Annotated in this window: 16 protein-coding genes and 1 pseudogene; 6 read left to right on the top strand and 11 right to left on the bottom strand. The window is 75.6% G+C overall.

Annotation, left to right across the window (positions count from 1 at the left end; genetic code table 11):
* Positions 1-9 precede the first annotated feature (9 nt).
* The 3 genes from NLX85_RS12020 to NLX85_RS12010 form a co-directional block, all read right to left on the bottom strand.
* On the bottom strand, positions 10-1,374 hold the full coding sequence (locus tag NLX85_RS12020) for an MFS transporter (protein ID WP_254334559.1): 1,365 nt from the start codon (positions 1,372-1,374) through the stop codon (positions 10-12).
* 122 nt (positions 1,375-1,496) lie between these two features.
* Complete coding sequence (locus NLX85_RS12015; protein ID WP_254334557.1) at positions 1,497-3,080, bottom strand: D-glucuronyl C5-epimerase family protein; 1,584 nt, start codon at positions 3,078-3,080, stop codon at positions 1,497-1,499.
* Positions 3,081-3,197: 117 nt separating this feature from the next.
* Positions 3,198-3,512, bottom strand: a complete 315-nt coding sequence (locus tag NLX85_RS12010) for an MGMT family protein (RefSeq protein WP_254334555.1) — start codon at positions 3,510-3,512, stop codon at positions 3,198-3,200.
* A 13-nt stretch (positions 3,513-3,525) separates the two neighbouring features.
* Here NLX85_RS12010 and proB point away from each other — a divergent pair, with 13 nt between their 5' ends.
* Both proB and NLX85_RS12000 read left to right on the top strand, forming a co-directional pair.
* Positions 3,526-4,683 carry a glutamate 5-kinase gene (proB, locus tag NLX85_RS12005; protein WP_254334553.1) on the top strand — a complete coding sequence of 386 codons (1,158 nt, stop codon included), beginning with the start codon at positions 3,526-3,528 and terminating at the stop codon, positions 4,681-4,683.
* Positions 4,684-4,773: 90 nt separating this feature from the next.
* The gene (locus tag NLX85_RS12000; protein ID WP_254334551.1) at positions 4,774-6,015 is read left to right on the top strand and encodes a glutamate-5-semialdehyde dehydrogenase; all 1,242 of its coding nucleotides are present in this window, start codon (positions 4,774-4,776) and stop codon (positions 6,013-6,015) included.
* Positions 6,016-6,217: 202 nt separating this feature from the next.
* On the opposite strand, the pseudogene NLX85_RS11995 reads toward NLX85_RS12000, so the two are convergent.
* The 6 genes and pseudogenes from NLX85_RS11995 to NLX85_RS33410 form a co-directional block, all read right to left on the bottom strand.
* A pseudogene (locus tag NLX85_RS11995) lies at positions 6,218-7,087 on the bottom strand (hypothetical protein); the annotation flags it as partial.
* Between the two features lie 72 nt (positions 7,088-7,159).
* On the bottom strand, positions 7,160-8,407 hold the full coding sequence (moeZ, locus tag NLX85_RS11990; RefSeq protein WP_254334542.1) for an adenylyltransferase/sulfurtransferase MoeZ: 1,248 nt from the start codon (positions 8,405-8,407) through the stop codon (positions 7,160-7,162).
* Positions 8,408-8,448: 41 nt separating this feature from the next.
* On the bottom strand, positions 8,449-9,351 hold the full coding sequence (locus tag NLX85_RS11985) for a DUF3152 domain-containing protein (protein ID WP_254334540.1): 903 nt from the start codon (positions 9,349-9,351) through the stop codon (positions 8,449-8,451).
* 86 nt (positions 9,352-9,437) lie between these two features.
* The gene (locus tag NLX85_RS11980; RefSeq protein ID WP_254334539.1) at positions 9,438-10,316 is read right to left on the bottom strand and encodes a DUF3152 domain-containing protein; all 879 of its coding nucleotides are present in this window, start codon (positions 10,314-10,316) and stop codon (positions 9,438-9,440) included.
* Positions 10,317-10,321: 5 nt separating this feature from the next.
* Positions 10,322-11,401, bottom strand: coding sequence for an alpha/beta fold hydrolase (locus NLX85_RS11975; protein WP_254334537.1), 1,080 nt, complete (start codon positions 11,399-11,401; stop codon positions 10,322-10,324).
* 39 nt (positions 11,402-11,440) lie between these two features.
* Positions 11,441-14,563, bottom strand: a complete 3,123-nt coding sequence (locus NLX85_RS33410; protein WP_308210713.1) for a hypothetical protein — start codon at positions 14,561-14,563, stop codon at positions 11,441-11,443.
* Positions 14,564-14,712: 149 nt separating this feature from the next.
* Between NLX85_RS33410 and NLX85_RS11965 the strand changes: the two genes are divergently transcribed.
* The gene (locus NLX85_RS11965) at positions 14,713-15,351 is read left to right on the top strand and encodes a TetR/AcrR family transcriptional regulator (protein ID WP_107079693.1); all 639 of its coding nucleotides are present in this window, start codon (positions 14,713-14,715) and stop codon (positions 15,349-15,351) included.
* 65 nt (positions 15,352-15,416) lie between these two features.
* Positions 15,417-15,644: a DUF3107 domain-containing protein gene (locus NLX85_RS11960; protein ID WP_091317774.1), complete on the top strand. Its 228-nt coding sequence runs from the start codon at positions 15,417-15,419 to the stop codon at positions 15,642-15,644.
* Positions 15,645-15,696: 52 nt separating this feature from the next.
* Here the strand turns inward: NLX85_RS11960 and NLX85_RS11955 are convergent, their stop codons facing one another.
* Positions 15,697-16,338, bottom strand: coding sequence for a ferritin-like fold-containing protein (locus tag NLX85_RS11955; RefSeq protein ID WP_254334535.1), 642 nt, complete (start codon positions 16,336-16,338; stop codon positions 15,697-15,699).
* 299 nt (positions 16,339-16,637) lie between these two features.
* Here NLX85_RS11955 and NLX85_RS11950 point away from each other — a divergent pair, with 299 nt between their 5' ends.
* Together NLX85_RS11950 and NLX85_RS11945 are read left to right on the top strand one after the other, a co-directional pair.
* Positions 16,638-18,308, top strand: coding sequence for a DEAD/DEAH box helicase (locus NLX85_RS11950; RefSeq protein WP_254334532.1), 1,671 nt, complete (start codon positions 16,638-16,640; stop codon positions 18,306-18,308).
* Positions 18,309-18,401: 93 nt separating this feature from the next.
* The gene (locus tag NLX85_RS11945; protein WP_254334530.1) at positions 18,402-19,550 is read left to right on the top strand and encodes an SAM-dependent methyltransferase; all 1,149 of its coding nucleotides are present in this window, start codon (positions 18,402-18,404) and stop codon (positions 19,548-19,550) included.
* Here NLX85_RS11945 and NLX85_RS11940 read toward each other — a convergent pair.
* Positions 19,547-19,978 (bottom strand): hypothetical protein, encoded by a 432-nt coding sequence (locus NLX85_RS11940; protein WP_254334528.1) that lies wholly within the window; start codon positions 19,976-19,978, stop codon positions 19,547-19,549. The two genes, NLX85_RS11945 and NLX85_RS11940, sit on opposite strands and share 4 nt — an antisense overlap.
* Positions 19,979-20,154: the final 176 nt, after the last annotated feature.

Genomic DNA, 20,154 nt, shown 5'->3' with positions numbered 1-20,154 from the left:
TCGCGTGCCTCAGGCCCGCGCCGCCGGCGCGACCCCGCCGGCGGCGGGCGCGGCGGCCAACTGGGCCGGGGTCAGGGTGTAGCCGCGCAGCAGCACCACCGGGGCGGCGACCAGCAGGGCCGGCAGGACGGTGAAGCCGAGCAGCACGCCGAGCCGGGCGGTCGCCGTCTGGTCCGCCGCGACCCCGGTGGACGAGGAGACGTAGCCGGACAGCTGGAGGACCAGGCCGTAGATTCCGGGGCCGAGGGCCAGGCCGAAGGTCTCCCCGGCGGTCCACAGGCCGGTGAACACGCCGGCCTGCCGCCGGCCGGTGCGCACGGTGTCGTAGGCGATGCAGTCCGGCAGCATGGCCAGCGCGAACACCTGCTGGCCGGCGTAGCCGACGCCGATCAGCGCGACCACGGCGTAGACCCCGGCGGCCGGCAGCGCCGGGGACGCGACCAGGGCCAGCGCACCGGCCGCGAAGAGCAGCGACGCGGCGACCAGCGCGGCGCGCTTGCCCAGCCGGGCGCCGGCCCGGGTCCACAGCGGCATGACCAGCAGCGCCGGGCCGACGAAGCAGGCGAAGAGCAGCGTCGGACCGCTGTCCGGGGCGCGGAGCACCTGGTCGGCGAAGTACTTCACCCCGGCCAGCACGGTGGCCACCCCGGCGGACTGGATCACGAAGCAGACCAGCAGCACCCGGAACGGCCGGTTCCGGCCGGCCACGGCGAGCTGGGCGCGCAGGCTCGGCTCGCTCTCCCCCACCGTGCCGGTCGGCGCGGACCGGGTGCCGAGGAACGCGCCGACCGTGCCGGCCACGATGAGCGCCGCCACGAACAGGCCCATCCAGCGGTGCCCCGGCACGCCGTCGCCGCCGGCGGTCACCACGGCCGGGGCCACCGCGCCGGAGACCAGGATGGCCAGCGCCAGCACCGCGATCCGCCAGCTCATCAGCCGGGTACGCTCCGCCGGGTCCTCGGTCAGCTCGGCGGGCATCGCCACGTAGGGCACCTGGAAGAAGGCGAACGCCGTCGCGGTGGCCAGGAACGCCAGGGCCACGTACGTCCCGGCGGCCGGTCCGGCGCCGAACGGCGCCGCGAAGATCGAGGCGAAGAGCACGGCCAGCGCCAGCCCGCCGACGAGCAGCCAGGGTCGGCGCGCACCCCAGCGGGACCGGGTCCGGTCGGAGATCCGCCCGGCGACCGGGTTCACCAGCACGTCCCACGCCTTCGGCAGGAGCACGAGCAGGGCGGCCACCCCGGCCGCGACGCCCAGGGTGTCGGTGAGGTACGGCAGCAGGAGCAGCCCGGGGACGGTGCCGAACGCCCCGGTGACCAGGGAGCCCAGCGCGTATCCGACGTGCACCCGGCGCGGCAGGCCCGTGGCGGTCATGGAGCCGAATGATACTCACGTCATGAGCTGGGTCACATCCCCCGCTGCGGTGCCTCGGACGCCACGCGGCCCGTCCCGGAGTTCCGGGACGGGCCGCGCCACGCCGAGCTGCGGTTGGACGGTCAGTTGACGGTGAGACCCGTGGTCTCCGGCAGCCAGTAACCGAGGTACGCCCCGGCCGTGACCTGGTAGCTGAGCCGCCCGTTCACCCAGGCGCTGGCGCCCAGCGGCGCCATGGACGCCTTGGAGAAGGTGAGCGTCTTCGACCCGATGACCGTTCCCTTGCTGTCGTACGCGTACCCGGAGTAGGTCCCCGGCTGGAAGGACAACACCCGGGTGGGCGTGTAGACGTGCTCGACCGCCTTCCCGAGCAGCACCCGCCGGCCGTAGGCCTCGGGCACCAGGTAGCCCGCCAGCGCCCCGTTGGTGATGCGGTAGTGGATGCCCCGGCCGCGGACGCGGATGCGCTGGTCGGCGTGCGCGATGGAGGCACGGCCCAGCGTCAGCCCCTTGGTGCCGGTGATCGCACCGGTGCTGCTGAACGTGTAGCCGGTGTGGGTGCCGGCGGAGAAGGAGACGTTGGCGTCGACCCCGGGCACCGGGTAGTCGGAGCGCAGCAGGTCGGCGTACTGGGCGAAGGTCGCCGACCAGGTCATCTCGTAGAGCTTGAGGGTCTGCGCCGTGTGGATCTGGTGGTACTTGACGTGCGGGTTGGCGCAGCCCATCGAGTAGTTGCTGGCCCACTGGACCACCCGGAAATGGTTCGGCACGTAGCGCCGGACGGTGCTGGCCGCCCCGTCGAAGACCGCCACGGCGCGGCTGTCTCCGGTGAGCCGCCAGTAGTCGTAGACCCCGTAGAGGGCGAAGATGTGGCCGTTGAGCACCCGCTCACCGGTGGTGCCGAAGGTCACCGGGTACTCCTCGAGCCACAGATACCCGTTCGGGTCGATCCAGCTGCCCCAGGGCGCGCCCGTGGTGGCCGGCAGGATCAGGCTCAGGAAGGTGTTGTCGGCCGCGGTGCGCCACTTCGCGTCACCGGTGACCTCGGCGAGGCCGGCGAACAGGGCGAGCAGCTGCCCCTGCGCCATCGCGCTGTACCAGGGCGCCCGCAGCAGGGGACGGCCAGCACAACGACTCAGGTCGAAGTCGTACGGGTAGAACCAGGCGCCCCGGGACTCGACCCGGCGGTCCAGGTTGCGCTGTGCGTTGGCGACGGCCCGCTGGAGGAACAGCGGGTCCGTGGTGAGCCGGTAGGCGGCCAGGTTCGAAAGCCCCCACTGGGCCTGGGCGACCGGGTGGTCCCAGGTCTTGCCGAGGAAATTGAACATCCGGACACCCGACGAGTCGTGCACCCCCCGGTCGACGACCGGGGCCGGGTTGACGTTGTAGGGCTGGGCGGCCGGCGGCAGGTCCCTGGGCAGGTGACCGTCCCGGACGAATCCGGTCGGGACGGCGTCGAGTGCAGTGGCCCGCCGCTGCTGCCGCTGCTGTTCCTTGACCTTCGCGACGTTCCGGGACGGCGGTCGTGGCACGCCGTCGGCGACCGGGTCCGGACTCCAGCCGGTGTCCGGGACCGTGACGTCGGTGGAGTGGTCCGGGCCGGCCGGAGCAGCCTGGGCGGGGACCGCCGGCAGCAGACCGAGCAGTGCGGCGGTGGTGAGAACGGCCAGGGCGCGACGCGCGCGTGGCGGAGAGACGGATGGCATGGACGACACCCCCGTGTCGTAGCGGTGACCGGAGCGTAACCCTCCGCTGCCGTGGCGGATCAGCCCCGACGCGCCCACATGACTCGGCCGAACGGCCCGATCTCGTGACCTGCCCGGTCACGCCCCTTGCCGAGGCGACCAGGCCGCCGCCGCCATGTCCACCCCGGACGGCCGCAGCGGGCAGCCCTCGGCGCGCAGCCGGGCCCGCGCCTCCACCTCGTGCCCCGGTGGCAGCCGGCCGGCCGAGTTCACCACCCGGTGCCAGGGCACCCCGCCCCCGTGCCGCGCCATGATCGAACCGACCAGGCGGGCCGACGCCCGCCCCGACCGGTCCACGAGGGCGTCGGCCACCGCCCCGTACGACATCACCCGGCCGGGCGGGATCCGCTCGACCAGGTCCAGCACCGCCTCGACGTACTCGTCAGGTGTCACGGGCTGCCACGATATGGGAACGCGCCGAGGGACGGCGGACCGCAGCGCGCAGAATGGTCGGGTGCGCGAAGCAGTCACCTCGGCCCGCCGGATCGTCGTCAAGATCGGCTCGTCCTCGCTGACCACCCCGGCGGGCGGCCTGGACGACACCCGGGTCGACGCGCTCGTCGACTCGCTCGGCGCGCTGGCCGCCGCGGGGCGCGAGGTGGTGCTGGTCTCCTCCGGCGCGATCGCCGCCGGCCTGGCCCCGCTCGGGCTGCCCCGGCGCCCCCGCGACCTGGCCACCCAGCAGGCCGCCGCCAGCGTCGGGCAGGGCCTGCTCATCGGCCGGTACGCGGCGGCCTTCGCCCGGCACCGGCTGACCGTCGGGCAGGTGCTGCTCACCGTCGACGACGTGACCCGGCGGGCGCACTACCGCAACGCGTACCGGACCCTGCGCAAGCTGCTCGACCTGCGGGCCGTGCCGATCGTGAACGAGAACGACACGGTGGCCACCGAGGAGATCCGGTTCGGCGACAACGACCGGCTGGCCGCGCTGGTCGCCGCCCTGGTCGACGCCGACCTGCTGGTGCTGCTGTCGGACGTGGACGCGCTCTGGACCGGCGACCCGGCCCGCGCCGGCAGCACCCGGATCACCGAGGTGCACAGCGAGGGCGACCTGGCCGGCGTTGACATCGGCGGGGCCGGCCGGGCCGGCGTGGGCACCGGCGGCATGGTCACCAAGGTCGAGGCGGCCCGGATCGCCACCGGCTTCGGCATCCCGGTGGTGCTCACGGCCGCGCCGCTGGCCGCGCCGGCACTGGCCGGCGAGCCGGTCGGCACCTTCTTCCACCCGAGCAGCCGGCGCCCGGCGGCCCGCCTCTTCTGGCTGGCGCACGCCACCGCGCCGCGCGGCCGGCTGCACCTCGACCCGGGCGCGGTGCAGGCGGTGGTGGGCCGGCGCAAGTCGCTGCTCCCGGCCGGGATCACCGCGGTGGACGGCGCGTTCACCGCCGGGGACCCGGTGGACCTGGTCGACACCGAGGGCGCGCCGGTCGCCCGCGGGCTGGTCAACTACGACGCGGTCGAGCTGCCCGGGCTGCTCGGCCGCTCCACCACGGAACTCGCCGCGGCGCTCGGCCCGGCGTACGAACGGGAGGTCGTCCACCGCGACGACCTCGTGCTGCTGTGAGGAGTGCGCATTGAGCGAGCGTCAGCGAGCGAATCATCGGTTCAGCGCGGAGGTGCCTCAGGACGGCACGGAGCGAAGCGGAGTGCCGGCATGAGCGTGGTCGAGCAGGCCCGGCGGGCCCGGGGCGCGGCGGAGGATCTCGCCGTCGCCACCCGTACCGTCAAGGACGCCGCGCTGCACGCGATGGCCGACGCGCTGGTGGCGCGTACCCCGGAGATCCTGACCGCGAACGCAGCGGACCTGGCGGCCGGGCGCGAGGCCGGGCTGAGCGCGGCCGTGCTGGACCGGCTGGCCCTCGACGAGGGCCGCGTGGCCGCCATCGCCGACGCGCTGCGCCAGATGGCCGCGCTGCCCGATTCGGTCGGCGAGGTGGTCCGCGGCGCGACCCTGCCCAACGGGCTGGAACTGCGCCAGGTCCGGGTGCCGTTCGGAGTGGTGGGCATCATCTACGAGGGCCGCCCCAACGTGACCGTCGACGCGGCCGGGATCTGCCTCAAGTCCGGCAACGCGGCGCTCCTGCGCGGCTCCTCCTCGGCGGCGCACTCCAACGCCGCCCTGGTCGCGGTGCTGCGCGACGCGGTCGCCGGCGCCGGCCTGCCGGCCGACGCGGTGCAGCTCCTCGACTCCAGCACCCGCGACTCGGTCAAGGAGCTGATGCGCGCCCGCGGCCTGGTCGACGTGCTGATCCCGCGCGGCGGCGCGTCGCTGATCCGCACCGTGGTCGAGGAGTCCACCGTGCCGGTGATCGAGACCGGGGTGGGCAACTGCCACGTCTACGTGGACGCCGCCGCCGACCTGGCCAAGGCCGTGGCCGTCACCCTGAACTCGAAGACCCAGCGCCTCTCCACCTGCAACACCGCCGAGTCGCTGCTGGTGCACGCGGGCATCGCGGACGCCTTCCTGCCGGCCGTGCTGGCCGCCTTCGCCGACGCCGGGGTGACCGTGCACGGCGACGCGCGGGTGGCGGCCCACTCCGACGCCGTGGTGCCGGCCACCGAGGAGGACTTCGACACCGAGTACCTCTCCGCCGACATCTCGGTCGCGGTGGTCGACTCGCTGGACGCGGCCGTCGCGCACATCCGGCGGCACGGCACGGGCCACACCGAGGCGATCGTCACCGACTCCCAGCCGGCGGCCCGCGAGTTCGTGGCCCGGGTGGACGCCGCCGCCGTGATGGTGAACGCCTCCACCCGGTTCACCGACGGCGGCGAGTTCGGCTTCGGCGCCGAGATCGGCATCTCCACCCAGAAGCTGCACGCCCGCGGCCCCATGGGGCTGCCCGAGCTGACCAGCACCAAGTACGTGGTCACCGGGGACGGCCACCTGCGCTGACCGGCCGGGCCCGGACGGCTCAGGCGCTGGGGGCGGCCGGCTCCGGCGGCGCCGACTCCGGTGGCGGGGCGGCCGGCGGGGCCGGCCTCGGCAACGGCACGACGGGCGGCAGGACCAGCTCACCCGGGGGCGCCGTGCGCTGCGGCGGCACCAGCGGCGCGACGAACGGCGCGCCGGAGACCGGGGCCTCGGGCGTGGTCGGGCGGCAGGCCCGGATCGCCCGCAACGTGGTGTGCACGTCGAACTGGTGGCCGTCGTCGCTGTCCCAGCCGCCGTCGCTGCGCTGGGTCTCGGCCAGCCGCCGGCGGGCCGAGACCAGCAGCCACTGCTCCTCGCCCACGTCCACCCGGCGCAGCGTGGCGGCGAGCCAGGCCACGTCGGCCGGGGACATCTGCGGGATGCGCTCGGCCAGCACCGCCTGGATCCGGGCCGACTCGTAGTACATCTGCTGGCGGTGCAGCACGGCCGCGGCGAGCCAGCCGGCCGGCAGGAAGGACGGCCAGCTGCCGTCGGGCGCGAGCTGGGCGGCGAGCGCCTGGGCGGCCGCCTGCACCACACCGGCGTACGCCCCGCCGACCCGGTGGTCGAGCGGGCCGGCGGCGCGGGCGTCCAGTCCGGCCACGGTGAGCCAGAACCCGGCGTTGGCCGTCAGGAACAGCCGCGCCTCGGGATCACCCGGGGTGGCCCACTCGGGGGCGAAGCCGGCAAGCGAGGGGTCCTCGTCCCAGCCGCCGTCGGCGAGTTGCCGGGCGGCCAGCCAGTCCAGGGCGTGCCGGGCGGCCGGGCGGCCCAGCGCCCCGAGGTCGTCCAGCTCGGCCAGGCGGTAGCAGGTCGCGTCGACCGAGGCGACCTCGCCGTCGAGCACGGCGGGCCAGCCGCCGCCGGGCGCCTGCCCGGACTCGGCCGCGTCGAGCAGTTCCGGCGGCACCGGGGCGCCGGTGCGCAGCCGGGAGAGGCGGGCGCGGTCCACCGCGTCGCCGTGCGCCACGACGAAGCCGATCGCCGCGTCCAGATCCACCACGGCAGTCACGCTACCGGCGCAAACGTGGTTACGCCTCGGTAGCTCGGCCAGGGGTGGCCCGGCCCACCGGCGGTATGACGAAGGGCCCTCCCGGAACACCGGGAGGGCCCTTTCGACGCCACCTCAGTACGCCGGCAGCGACGGGTCGATCTGCTTGATCCAGGACAGCACCCCGCCCTGGACGTGCACGGCGTCCCGGAAGCCGGCCGCCTTCAGCGCGGCGAGCGCCTCGGCGGAGCGGACGCCGGACTTGCAGTGCAGCACGATCTGCTTGTCCTGCGGGAGCTTCGCCAGCGCGTCACCCGAGATGATCTCGCCCTTGGGGATGAGGGTGGCGCCGGGGATCCGGACGATCTCGTACTCGGCCGGCTCGCGGACGTCGACCAGGAAGATGTCCTTGCCGGCGTCCTGCCACTCCTTCAGCTCCAGCGCGGTGATGGTCGAGTCGACCACCGCCTCCTGCGCCTCGTCGGAGACCGCGCCGCAGAAGTCCTCGTAGTCCTCCAGCAGGTCGGTGACCGTGGGGTTCTCGCCGCAGAGCACGCAGTTCGGGTCCTTGCGGACCTTGATCTTGCGGTAGCTCATCTCCAGGGCGTCGTAGACCATCAGCCGGCCGACCAGCGGCTCGCCGATGCCGGCCAGCAGCTTGATCGCCTCGTTGACCTGGATCGACCCGATGGACGCGCAGAGCACGCCCAGCACGCCGCCCTCGGCGCAGGACGGGACCATGCCGGGCGGCGGCGGCTCCGGGTAGAGGCAGCGGTAGCAGGGACCGTGCTCGGCCCAGAACACCGACGCCTGGCCGTCGAACCGGTAGATCGAACCCCAGACGTACGGCTTGCCGAGCAGCACGGCCGCGTCGTTGACCATGTAGCGGGTGGCGAAGTTGTCGGTGCCGTCGACGATCAGGTCGTAGCCGGAGAAGATCTCCCGGACGTTGTCCCGGTCCAGCGCGGTGTTGTGGATCTCCACGTTGACCAGCGGGTTGATCTCGCGGATCGAGGCGGCGGCGGACTCGGCCTTGGACCGGCCGACGTCGGAGACGCCGTGGATGATCTGGCGCTGGAGATTGGACTCGTCGACGGTGTCGAAGTCGATGATGCCGAGGGTGCCGACGCCGGCGGCGGCGAGGTACATGAGGGCCGGCGAGCCGAGACCGCCGGCGCCGACGCAGAGCACCCGGGCGTTCTTCAGCCGCTTCTGCCCCTCCACCCCGACGTCCGGGATGATCAGGTGGCGCGAGTAGCGACGGATCTCGTCTACGGTCAGCTCGGCGGCGGGCTCGACGAGCGGGGGCAACGACACGGTGGACTCCCCGGGATCGGCGGTGGGACCGCGCCATTGTCGCTCGCGCCGGTAGGGATCGGCCATGAGGAGGGACACGTCGCCCGACATGCGGGAGCGGGAATAACTCAGACCCCGTCGGTCGGCTCGCCGGAGTAGCGGACCCCGTCGACGTACGGCCAGGCGTTCGCCACGCAGCCGTCCAGCCCGTAGGTCTGCTGCTGCATCACCGGCGCCGGCTCGCCGGGCCCCGGGCAGGCCTGGTGCAGCTCGCCGAACTCGTGCCCGACCTCGTGGTTGACCACGTACGTCCGGTAGACCTCCAGCGGGGCGCCGTAGTCGGGCACCGCCTCCATCCAGCGGGCCAGGTTGATGACGACCCGTCCGGGCAGCCGGCAGGAGGTGTACCGCTCGGTGCTCAGGCCGCCCTCGGCGCACATCCGCTCGGAGGTGGCGGGCGTGGCCAGGTAGATGGTGAAGTCGGCGGCGGCCGCCTCGGGCACCCGCTGCACCCGCAGCCGCCCGGAGGCGATCCAGCTGCGCGGGTCGCCGAGCACCGCGTCCACGGTGGCGGCGAACTCGTCCGCGTCCTGCCCGGCGTCCCGCTCGACCTCGACGCGGTAGCGGCGCAGCGGGCCGTCGTGGCCGCGTACGGGTGACCGGCCGTCGGCGGCCGCGAAGCTGCCGGCGCCCGCCGTGGGGTACCCGCTCGGCTCGGTCCGGATCCCCGCGCCGGCGCCGTTGGCCAGCGACGGATCGGCGGCGGACAGCGGATGCCGGGTGGACAGGTGCACCGGCCAGTCCGGGCCGGCCAGCCGGGTCGCCTCGAAGGCGCCGGCGCCCGCGGCGAGCAGCACCGCCAGGAGCAACACGGCCCGCCGGCGGCGGCGCCGCATCCGGCGCAGGCCGGGACGGGCCGGCGCCGGGGTCCCGGGGTGGGCCGGCGGACGGTCGAAGTCGAGCCGGTGCGACGGGCGGTCGCCGGCCGGCGCGGGGTCCTCAGGCGGGTCGTAAGGGGACGACGGCGTCATGACACCAGCGTGCCATGGCAATTCGGGCAATTAGCTCTTTTTGCCAGTCTTCCCGCGAAATACTGCTCATCGCCAGGATCAGGTCCTCACACCGCCGGACCGGTGTACCGCTTCCCGGACAGGTACGGCCACGGGTTCGGCCGGCAGCCGTTCAGGAACAGCGTCTGCTGTTGCATCACCGGCGCCGCCCGGCCCGCCCCCGGGCAGGCCTCGTGGTGGTGCCCCAACTGGTGACCCACCTCGTGGTTGATCACGTAGAGCCGGTAGGTGTCCAGCGGCAGCTTCGCCGCGACCAGGTGCGGCGCCGACGTCCGCCACCGGTCCAGGTTGATCACCACCTTGCCGGTGACCCGACAGGACGTGTACGGCACCCCGCCCACCCGGATGTTGATGCCCCCGGCGCCGCAGAGCCGGCCCGCGGTGTCCCGGGTCGCCAGGTAGATGGTGAAGTCGGAGGCGCTGCCCGGGCCGACCCGCTGCAACCGCAGCCGGCCACCGTCCACCCAGCTCCCCGGCCCGGCCAGCGCCCGCTGCACGGCGTCGCCGAAGGCGTGCACGTCCTCACCCGAGCCGTCCTCCACCGCCACCCGGAACCGGCGCAGCACCCCGGCCCGGCCCAGCACCCCGCCGGTCCGCTCGTCGTAGCCGAAGCTTCCCCGCCCGTGCGCGGGCACCGGCCCGGGCAGGCTCAGCACCGGCGCCACCGGGGCGCGCGACACCGGGTCCGTCGACGGCGACGGTGACGGTGACGGCGACGCGCCCGACGGCTGCGGCGCACTGGCCGGCACGGACGACCGGGCCGCCGAACCGACATCGACAAGCGCCTCGGCCGACGGGTGCCGCAGGGCGACGCCGATGCCGACCAGCGCGGCGGCGAGGAAGGCGCAGACCACGACTGCGGAACGCCAGCGGCCGGCGGGCGGGGCGGTGGGCCGCGCGGCACGCGGACGGACGGAGGTGGGCATCCGGGTCAGCCTGCCATGTCGCGCCGCCGCCCGCTCTCCCCCGTTTCGGCGATCAGCTCGCTCGCCTGCCCCTCCGGGCGCTCGGCCACGATCCTCGGCTGCGCCGCCGAGGTGCGGTCCCCGCCGGGCGGCGAACCGGCGGGGGACGCCTCGGCCAGCAGCGCCAGCACCGCCCGCGCCACGGTCCGGGGCACCTCCAGCTGGGCCACGTGCCCGACCCCGTCGAGCAGCAGCAGGCGGCTGTCCGGGATCACCCGGGCGGCCTGCGGCGCGACCCGCACGTCGACCAGCCGGTCCAACCGCCCGCCCACCACGAGCGTCGGTGCCCGCACCCCGGCCGCCAGCCGCCACAGCGAGCCCGTCCCCGGCAGGTACGACCGCAGGAAGCTGGAGACCAGGCCACGGAACGTCCGGACGTAGGCGGCGGCGTAGTGGGCCACCTCGTAGCGGATCCGGATCTCCTCCACCGCCTCCAGCCGGCGCTGCTCGCTGATCCGCGTCAGGTCGGCGATGCACGCCTCCATCACCTGCTGGGCCATCACCTCGGGGGCGAGCTGGGCCAGCCGCCAGGCGGCCAGCCGCTCGCCCCGGGGAATCGCCAGCAGCGGCAGCATCCGCCCCTGCAACGAGCGCCGGAAGTCCAGGAACGGCAGGGCCGGGGAGATCAGGGTCAGCGTCCGCACCAGGTCCGGCCGCAGCGCCGCCACCCGGACCGTGACGGCGCCGCCCAGCGAATTGCCGAACAGGTGCACCGGCCCCCGGTCGCTGTGCTCGATCCACCGGACCACCCGGTCCGCGAAGGCCGGCACGGTGTAGCGCCGGCCGGGCTCGCTGCGCCCGAAACCGGGCAGGTCGATCGCCTGGCCGTCGAGCCGGTCGGCGAGCAGGCCGGCCAGGTCCGTCCAGTTCTGCGACGAGCCACCGAGGCCGTGCACGTAGAGCGCCGGCTCGGCGCCGGGAGCGGTGGCCGGGGTGTCGCGCACGTACGTCACCGTGCCGTCGAGCCGGACGTTCCGGCCGGGCCACGGCGGCGGGACGTGGTGCGCGGGCAGGAGGTGGTCCGGCCAGAGGGCGGCGGGCTTCATGGCTCCAGTCTTCCCGGACCGGCCCGGCCCGACACCGGCTCAGGCGAGCAGCGCCTCCAGCCGGCGGTTCACCGCGGCCAGGGTGGCCCGGACCACGGCCTGCCGGGGATCCCCGGCGACCAGGGCCGAGCCGGCGAGCTGCTCCACCCAGCCGTCACAGACCAGCAGCACCACGACCGTCGCCACCTCGCAGTTGCCGAACGGCACCACGGCGACGTGCTCGACGAAGCACCGGCCCCGCTCGCCGGCCGGCGCGGCCCGGCCGAGCAGTTCGTCCACCGCAGCGGCCGCGGCCACCGCGCAGAGCCGCAGCACGTAGCCGTCGACGGCCGGCCCGGTGGAGTGGCCCTCCGCCGTCCGGTCCCCGGCGATCAGGCGGACCTCCACGGTGGCGTCGAGGCCGAAGGTGCTCACCTGGACGTGGTCGATCACCACCCGGGGCCCCGGCAGGCCACCGGTCTCCAGCGGTCGCGACGGCGCGGTCTCCGTCGTGCTCATCTGCCCGCCGGAGTACGAGGTGCCGAGCGTGACCGGGCTGCCGGTGGACGTGCCAGCCGGGGCGGTGGCGAGCGAGGACTCCTCCACGGCGGCCCGGCCCCGGTGGCCGCTGGCCTGCCGGCGGCGGCGCGGCGGTTCGATGCCCGGGTCGGCGCCCTCGGCCGGCGCCTCTGCGGGCCGGCCGGCGCGCGCCTCGGGCGCGGCGAACCGACCCTCCCCGGACCGGTTCTCGGCCGGACGGTTGGTGCCGGACCGCGCCGGCCCACCCAGCTCCTCGGCCGGGCGGGACTGCGGCGCCGACCGGGCCTGGCTCGTCAGATCCTCGGCCGGACGGGACTGCGCGACGGACCGTGCCGGGCTCGTCACGTCGTCGGCCGGGCGGGACTGCGGTGCCGACCGGAGCGCGCCGGGCCGGTCCTCGGCCGGGCGGGGCTCGGCGGGGCGATCGGTTCGCGGCTGGGCCGACCGGCGGCGGACCGGGGGCGGCGGAGCCGCCGGGGCGCCGGACAGGTTCTGCGGGGCGGCGGCCAACCCCATCCGCTCCTGGAGCAGGCGGGCCACCATCCGGCTCACCTCGGCCGGGTCGGCGCCGTCGGCGAGGTCCAGCCGGAGGCTGTGCGCCCCCGCCGGGGTGCGGCGCAGCGCCGCGTCCCGGACGCCGGCCACCTCGCGGACGGCGTCGAGGATCGCGTTGACGTCGAAGCCCTCCGGCCGCTCGCGCAGCGGCGCGGGCTCGTCGTCGCGGCGCAGGTGGGTGGCGATGCGGGCGAGTTCCGGGGTCTCGGCGGACGGTTCCACGGCGGGCGGCTCCGGCACGACGGGCACGTCAGGCTCGGCGGGGACGCGCTGCGGCAGCACCGGGGTGGGCTCGGCCGACCGGGGGTCGGCGACCGCCTCGGCGGTCGGCACCGGCTCGGGCGCGGACCGGCGGGCCGCGTAGGGAGGTGCGCTCGTCGGGGCGGGCGCGGGGGCGCGGTCGAAGGGGGCGCTGGTGGCGGGGACCCGCGACGGGCCGCACGGCTCGGCGGGTGGCTGGTCGGCCGCGCCCGGCAGCCGGTACGGCATGCCCTCCCGCTCCTCGGCGGCGCGGGCGGCCGGCGCGTGACCGATGGACGGCGGGCCGGCGGGCGCCTCGCGGGGCACCGGCGGGGCGCTGGTCGGGGCGGTGTGCGGGGGCGCGCTGAACGGGGTCACCGGCACGGGCGGCCCGGCCCAGGGCGGCCGCTCGGGGATCTCCCGGGCGGCCGGATCGTACGCCGGGCGGGGCTCGGGCTCACTCCGGGGCGCCTCGTACGGCCGGGACGGCTCGGGACGTTGCGGCTCGTAGCCCGCGGGCTGCTCGGCCCGGACCGGCTCGTACGGGCGGACCGGCTCCGGCCGCGGCGGGTCGTACGCGCCGGGCGGCTCGAACCGGGCCGGCTCGTACGGCCGGGACGGCTCGGGCGCCCACTCCTCGCGGCTGGCCCGGCGGCCGACCGGCTCGTCCTCGCCGGCGCGGCGGCCGACCGGCTCGTCCTCGCCGGCGCGGGGGCCGGGGGGCTCCTCCTCGCGGGCGCGGCGGCCGGCCTGCCGGTCCTCGCGGCCCCACGGCGGCGCCCAACTCCCGACCGGGCTCGGGCGGTTCCAGGCCGGCCCGGACCACTCCGGCTCCTCGACCGGCCGGCGCTCCCCGGCATCCCGGTCGTCGGCCGCGGCGCGCGGCTGCTCGGCGACCGGCCGGCGTTCACCGGCGTCCGGGCCGGAGGGCGGGGCCGAGGTGGGCCGGTCGGCCCAACCCCGCGAGAGCGACGGCGCCTCGGCCGGCGGCTGCTCGGGCGGGAAGCGGTCGGCCCAGCCGGCGGCGGGCGGCGGCTGCTCCGGGGGGAGGCGGTCGACCCGGCCGGCGGCGGGCGCCTCGGCCGGCGGCTGCTCGGGCGGGAAACGGTCGGCCCAGCCGGCGGCGGCGGGCGCCTCGGTCGGGGGCTGCTCGGGCGGGAAACGGTCGGCCCAGCCGACGGCGGCGGGCGCCTCGGTCGGGGGCTGCTCCGGAGTGAGGCGGTCGGCCCAGCCACTGGAGAGCGACGGGGCGGGTTCGGAGCGCTCGGCGGTCGGGGCGTGGAAGCCGGGAGGCACCTCGAAGCCGGAGGCGGCGGCGCCGACCGGCGGCACCTGCAGGGCCGGCGGCGCGGACGTCGGGCCGCTCTCCGCCCAGCGGGTGGCGCGCGGCGTGTCGTCGGAGGCGTGCCGGGACCCGGGCTCCGATTCGGCGGTCGGCTGCTCGACCGCGGGCGCCGGCCGCGGGGCCGGCACGACCAGCCGGCCGCCGTCGGTCTCCCGGCGCGGCTCGTCCGCGGGCGGGGCGCTGACCGGCGCCTGGCGGGTGACGGGCGACTCCTCCCCGGCGTGGTGCACGCCGTTGACGTGACGGCCGTTGACCCGGGCCGGCGGCTCCTCGGCGGCCAGCCCCGGCAGCGGGGCCGGCAGGTCGCCGTGCCGGGGGGACGAGGCGCCCCAGCCGGTGGTGAGGTCGGCGCGGGGCCAGGCGCCGGGCGCCGGTGCGCCCCGGGCCCAGCCGGTCGCCGGGGGCGCCCACCCGCTGCCGGCGTGGGCCAGGTCGTCCTGCTGACCCGTGCCGTCGCCGTGCTCTCCCGGGGTGGCGGCTCCGGGTTGCCCTGATTCACTCACCGCGCGCTCCTTGGTCGCCCCCGCTGAGGCTACCGTGTGGTGACAGTGGCGATAAGTTACAGCGGCGGGCCAATTCCGCGCCGGGTTCACGAACCCGGACCGGTTCGGGTGATAAGTGCCGGCTCGTACAGAGAAACTCGGAGGTTCCCATGACCGCTGTGGGGAACGGTGCGCAGACCGCCGGCCGGCCCACCCGCCTGCCCCGCTCGGCGCGGCGCAAGCAGCTGCTCGCGGCCGCCCAGGAGGTGTTCGTCGCGCAGGGCTACCACGCCGCCGCGATGGACGACATCGCCGAGCGGGCGGGAGTCTCCAAGCCCGTGCTCTACCAGCACTTCCCCGGGAAGATGGAGCTCTACCTGGCGCTGCTGGACACGCACTGCGACGCCATCGTGGCGAAGGTGCACGACGCGATGCGCGGCACCCAGGACAACAAGGAGCGGGTCGGCGCCTCGGTGCGCGCGTACTTCGACTTCGTCGACCACGAGAGCGAGGCGTTCCGGCTGGTCTTCGAGTCGGACCTGCGCAACGACCCGGCCGTCCGCCAGCGGGTGGAGCGGGTGGAGCAGGGCTGCATCGCCGCGATCACCGACACCATCATCTCGGACACCGGCGTGAGCCGGGCGCACGCCGAACTGCTCGCCTCCGGCCTGGTCGGCGCGGCCGAGACGGCCGCCCAGTTCTGGCTGGCCGGCGGCCGTCAGGTGCCCAAGGCGGAGGCCGAGGCGCTGGTCGCGGCCCTGTCCTGGCGGGGCATCGCCAGCTTCCCGCTGCAAGGTGAGTCAGCCTGAACATCGGGCCGCCAGATCGGATAGCCTTCCCACGGTGGCTTTTTCGCCCCAGTTGAGGAGGCACAGTGGAGGTCAAGATCGGCGTGCAGTACGCGCCGCGGGAGCTGGTCCTGGAGAGCGCGCAGTCGCCGGCCGAGATCGAGCAGATCGTGACCGACGCCGTCGCCAAGGGTGAGGGCACCCTCTCCCTGACCGACGAGAAGGGCCGGCGGGTCATCGTGCCGGTCACGAAGGTCGCCTACGTCGAGATCGCGGAGGCCTCGCCCCGCGCGGTCGGTTTCACCGTCCGCTGATACCCGCCGGCCCGCCGTGGCGGGGGGCATCCCGTCACGGCGGAGCCGGGCGTCAGTTGTTGAGCCCCGCGGCGGTCATCCGCGCGGTGTGCGCGTCGGTCAGCCGGCGGAACAGCGCCGACACGTCCACGCCCTCGCGGGAGATCAGCGCGGTGAGGGCGCCCCGGTCGGCGGCGGCGACCCGGCCGGCCTGGGAGAGCGCCTCGCCGACCAGCCGCCGGGCCCACATGGAGAGCCGGTTGGCCACCCGGGGGTCGGCCTCGACGGCGGCCCGGATCTCGGTGGCGGCGAAGTCGGCGTACCGGGAGTCGTGCAGCACGTCGAGGATCAGGCGCCGGTCGGGCCCGTCGAGGCCGCCGGCGATCTCGCGCAGGAAGTCGTCGCTGATGGCGTCGCCCACGTACGCCTTGGTCACCGCCTCCAGCCAGTCCTTCGGCTCGGTCGAGTCGTGGTACGCCCGCAACGCCTCGACGTAGGGGGCCATGGCCTCGTCGGGGGTCACGCCGAGCGTGGTGATCCGGTCGGCGATCCAGCGGTAGTGCGCGATCTCGGCGGCGGCCATCTCGCTCAGCGCGGCCCGTCGGCGCAGGTCGGGGGCGAGGCGGGCGTCGGCGGCCAGCCGGTCGAAGGCGAGCAGCTCGCCGTACGCCACGAGGCCGAGCAGGTCGACCAGGGCGGGGTCGGGGGCGGACACGAGCGCAGGCTACCGTCCGGGCACAAGACCCGCTGGGACGTGACCCAGGTCACACCGGTCACCCCCGGCCGCCGTGCGGTGACCGGAATCAGGACGGCCCCGGTCCCGTTCAGCTAAGATGACACAGTTGCCGTGGGCACCGATTCGTTCAGCTGAGCTGATCAGCACCGGTCCCCGGCGCGCGTGTGCGGCCCGGTCCGGCTCGGCGATCACCGCCCCCGACCGTGTGGCCCGCGCCATACCGTTCGCGCCCTGAGGACATGACGGGGCGCACCACGAGAGGGCACCCCCAAATCCATATGAGCGAGCAGATTCAAGGCCAGGAACTGGCCCCCACCGCTCCGGTCCGTCCGGAGGCTCCCACCTTCGCCGAGCTCGGCGCCCGCCAGGAGACCGTCGAGGCGCTGGCCGCCGCCGGCATCACCCGCGCCTTCGCCATCCAGGAGTACGCGCTGCCGATCGGGCTGCGCGGCGTCGACCTGATCGGCCAGGCGCCGACCGGCACCGGCAAGACCCTCGGCTTCGGCATCCCGCTGCTGGAGCGCGTCTTCGCCCCCTCCGAGGGCGGCGACGGCGTGCCGCAGGCGCTTGTCGTCGTCCCCACCCGCGAGCTGGGCCTCCAGGTCGCCAAGGACCTCGACGCCGCGGGGCGCACCCGGGGCGTCCGGGTGCTGCCGATCTACGGCGGCGTCGCGTACGAGCCGCAGATCGACGCGCTGCGCAAGGGCATCGAGATCCTCGTCGGCACCCCGGGCCGGCTGCTGGACCTGGCCAAGCAGAAGCACCTCCGGCTCGACCGGGTGCACGCGCTGGTGCTCGACGAGGCCGACCGGATGCTCGACCTGGGCTTCCTGGACGACGTCGAGAAGATCCTGGCCATGCTGCCGGAGGACCGGCAGACCATGCTCTTCTCGGCCACCATGCCGGACCCGATCGTCGCGCTGTCCCGGCGCTTCCTGCGCCGGCCGGTGACCATCCACGCGGGGCACACCGCCGAGACCGGCCCGTCGCCGCAGACCCAGCAGCTGGTCTACCGCACCCACTCGATGAACAAGGTCGAGATCGTGGCGCGCATCCTCCAGGCGGAGGGCCGCGGGCTCACCATGATCTTCACCCGGACCAAGCGGGCCGCCGACCGGGTGGCCGAGGACCTCGACTTCCGCGGTTTCGCGGTCGCCGCCGTCCACGGCGACCTGGGCCAGGGCGCGCGGGAGCGGGCGCTGCGGGCGTTCCGGGCCGGCAAGATCGACATTCTGGTGGCCACCGACGTGGCGGCCCGCGGGCTCGACGTCACCGGCGTCACCCACGTCATCAACTACGACTGCCCCGAGGACCAGGACACCTACACCCACCGCATCGGCCGCACCGGCCGGGCCGGGGCGTCCGGTGTCGCGGTGACCTTCGTCGACTGGGACGACATGCCCCGCTGGCGGATCATCGACAAGACCCTGGGGCTCGACATGCCCGAGCCACCGGAGACCTACCACACCTCCCCGCACCTCTACACCGACCTGGACATCTCCCGGGACATCAGCGGCACCCTGCCGACCGCCGAGCGCACCCGCGCCGGCCTGTCGGCCGAGGTCGAGGAGGACCTGGGCGGTGGCCGCTCGCGGCGCGGCGAGCGCGGCGACCGCGGCTCGCGGCGTGGCGAGGGCCGGGGCGACGGCCGCGGCCGGGAGCGCCGCCGGGGTCGCGACGGCGACACCGGTGCGGCGCCCGAAGGGGTGGCGACCGAGAGCGCGTCGACCGAGGCGTCCGCCGAGGAGGGCACCCGTAGCCCGCGCCGCCGCCGGCGTCGCCGGGCCGGCGAGACGGTGGCCGGCGAGGCCACCGCGGTGATCTCCGCCGAGGGTGGCGCCGAGCCGGCCGCGGCCGCCGAGGGCGACTCGGCTGCCAAGCCGCGCCGCCGCCGGCGCCGCCGCGGTGGCGGGAGCACCGGCACGCCGGCCGAGGCGACCGCCGACTGACCCGCGAGACATCCGACGTCCCCCGTACCGGTCACCCGGTGCGGGGGACGTCCCCGTTCCACCTGCCCCGGCCGACCCCAGGAAGAGGAAGCCATGCCGGAACCGCTGGATGCCGCGCTGAGCGAGGTGCGGGCGCTGCTGCTCGACCCCGCCCTGACCCGGGCGGTCGCCGCCGGGCGCCGCCGCGGCCAGCGCCCCTCCGTGGTCCGCGCCGAGCTGCGTCCGGTCACGCTGAAGGGTGGCCCCCGGCTCCAGATCTCCACCTCCGACGGGGCCCGGCCGTACACCCGGAACGTGGCGCCGGGCGCGGAGGCCGGCACGGCGGTCGACGCGCTGCTCGCCGAGCCCTTCGGCAACTGGCACGTGGAGACCGCGGACAGCACGATCCAGCTCCGGGTGACCAAGTCGGGCGAGGCACAGGTGCACCGGGCGACGGCGAGCCGGCCGGCGCCGGAGCCCGGCGGCCACGACCGGGCCAAGGACTGGCTGCTCGACCCGGGTGACCCGATCTTCGCCGAGATCGGCGGCTCGGCTGCCAAGCGCCGCCAGGTGGACGCGTTCCTCCGGGCGCTGGCCGCCACCCTGCCGGACGACCTGACCGGGCCGCTGTGCGTGGTGGACCTGGGCTGCGGCAACGCCTACCTGACCTTCGCCGCGCACCGCTACCTGTCGCAGCGCGGGCTGGACGTGACGCTTGTCGGGGTGGACGTCCGCGAGGACCAGCGCCGGCGCAACACCGAACTGGCCGAGCGGCTGGGCTGGGCCGACCGGGTGAGCTTCGTGGCCGGCACCATCCTCGACGCCCAGGTCGAACCGGCCCCGGACCTGGTGCTCGCGCTGCACGCCTGCGACACGGCGACCGACGAGGCGCTGGCCCGGGCGCTGCGCTGGGGTGCCCGCTGGGTGCTCGCCGCCCCGTGCTGCCACCACGACGTGGCCGCCCAGCTCCGGGCCCGGCCCGCGCCGCGGCCGTACGAGCTGCTCACCCGGCAGGGCATCCTGCGCGAGCGGTTCGCCGACGTGCTCACCGACGCGCTGCGCGCCGGCCTGCTCCGGCTGCACGGCTACCGCGCCGAGGTGGTGGAGTTCGTCGACTCCCGGCACACCCCGCGCAACCTGCTGATCCGGGCCCGGCGCACCGGGAGCGCGCCGACCGACGACCAGCGCGCCGAGTATCGCGAGCTGGTCGACCAGTGGGGCGTCACACCTCGGCTGGAGACGCTGCTCGCCGACCGCGCCTAGCGCCGTCGGTCGCCCCGGTTGCGCTCCCCGCGGTCGAACGCGGGGACCCGCTCGCCGGGGCCGCGGTTGGCGGGCCGGTCGCTGTCCTGCGCCGGGGTCGGGAACGGCACCACCGTCCCCGACTCGTCGGCGTTGCCCGCGGCGGCGAACGCGTTCCACGAGATGTCGACAAGCAGCCGCTTGAGCTCGGCGTGCCGGGCGGCGGCGTTGCGCTGGAGCGCCATCCGGGCGCCCAGCACCACGCCGACCAGCGTCGTGGTGATCGCGCCGGCCGCGGCGATCAGGTGTACGCCGGTCGCCTGGCTGCCGCGCACGACCAGCACCAGCAGCCAGATCCAGAAGCCGAGGGCGAAGACGCCGGCCTTCGCCACGAAGAAGAGGCTGACCGCCCCGGGACGGTGGGGCACGGGACGGTCCGGCTCGGCCATGCTGCTCCTCGACGTCTGCGCTGCTCCGGCGGTCCGTCGAGTTTAGTTGACATCCCACAACTGTCGATGCCCGCAGTGGTCCCGCCCACGGGACCTTCCGACCGATCAGTCAGTTACTTATTTCAACTGGCGTACTAGGCTCGGTGCCCGAGAGTCGGGTGCTCCGGCGGAAAGGG

It is taken from the genome of Micromonospora sp. A3M-1-15, from assembly GCF_024213425.1.
Taxonomy (GTDB): Bacteria; Actinomycetota; Actinomycetes; order Mycobacteriales; family Micromonosporaceae; genus Micromonospora; species Micromonospora chersina.
The sequence above is the reverse complement of the archived record's forward strand: the minus strand, read 5'-3'. Positions and strand labels throughout refer to the sequence as shown.

What these genes read in the sequence shown, in the direction of transcription:
- moeZ (WP_254334542.1), bottom strand. Translation starts at nt 8,407, where the DNA reads ATGGCCGATCCCTACCGGCGCGAGCGACAATGGCGCGGTCCCACCGCC.
- NLX85_RS11945 (WP_254334530.1), top strand. Translation starts at nt 18,402, where the DNA reads ATGCCGGAACCGCTGGATGCCGCGCTGAGCGAGGTGCGGGCGCTGCTG.
- NLX85_RS11950 (WP_254334532.1), top strand. Translation starts at nt 16,638, where the DNA reads ATGAGCGAGCAGATTCAAGGCCAGGAACTGGCCCCCACCGCTCCGGTC.
- NLX85_RS11940 (WP_254334528.1), bottom strand. Translation starts at nt 19,978, where the DNA reads ATGGCCGAGCCGGACCGTCCCGTGCCCCACCGTCCCGGGGCGGTCAGC.
- NLX85_RS12020 (WP_254334559.1), bottom strand. Translation starts at nt 1,374, where the DNA reads ATGACCGCCACGGGCCTGCCGCGCCGGGTGCACGTCGGATACGCGCTG.
- NLX85_RS11975 (WP_254334537.1), bottom strand. Translation starts at nt 11,401, where the DNA reads ATGAAGCCCGCCGCCCTCTGGCCGGACCACCTCCTGCCCGCGCACCAC.
- NLX85_RS11965 (WP_107079693.1), top strand. Translation starts at nt 14,713, where the DNA reads ATGACCGCTGTGGGGAACGGTGCGCAGACCGCCGGCCGGCCCACCCGC.
- NLX85_RS11980 (WP_254334539.1), bottom strand. Translation starts at nt 10,316, where the DNA reads ATGCCCACCTCCGTCCGTCCGCGTGCCGCGCGGCCCACCGCCCCGCCC.
- NLX85_RS12000 (WP_254334551.1), top strand. Translation starts at nt 4,774, where the DNA reads ATGAGCGTGGTCGAGCAGGCCCGGCGGGCCCGGGGCGCGGCGGAGGAT.
- proB (WP_254334553.1), top strand. Translation starts at nt 3,526, where the DNA reads ATGGGAACGCGCCGAGGGACGGCGGACCGCAGCGCGCAGAATGGTCGG.
- NLX85_RS11985 (WP_254334540.1), bottom strand. Translation starts at nt 9,351, where the DNA reads ATGACGCCGTCGTCCCCTTACGACCCGCCTGAGGACCCCGCGCCGGCC.
- NLX85_RS12015 (WP_254334557.1), bottom strand. Translation starts at nt 3,080, where the DNA reads ATGCCATCCGTCTCTCCGCCACGCGCGCGTCGCGCCCTGGCCGTTCTC.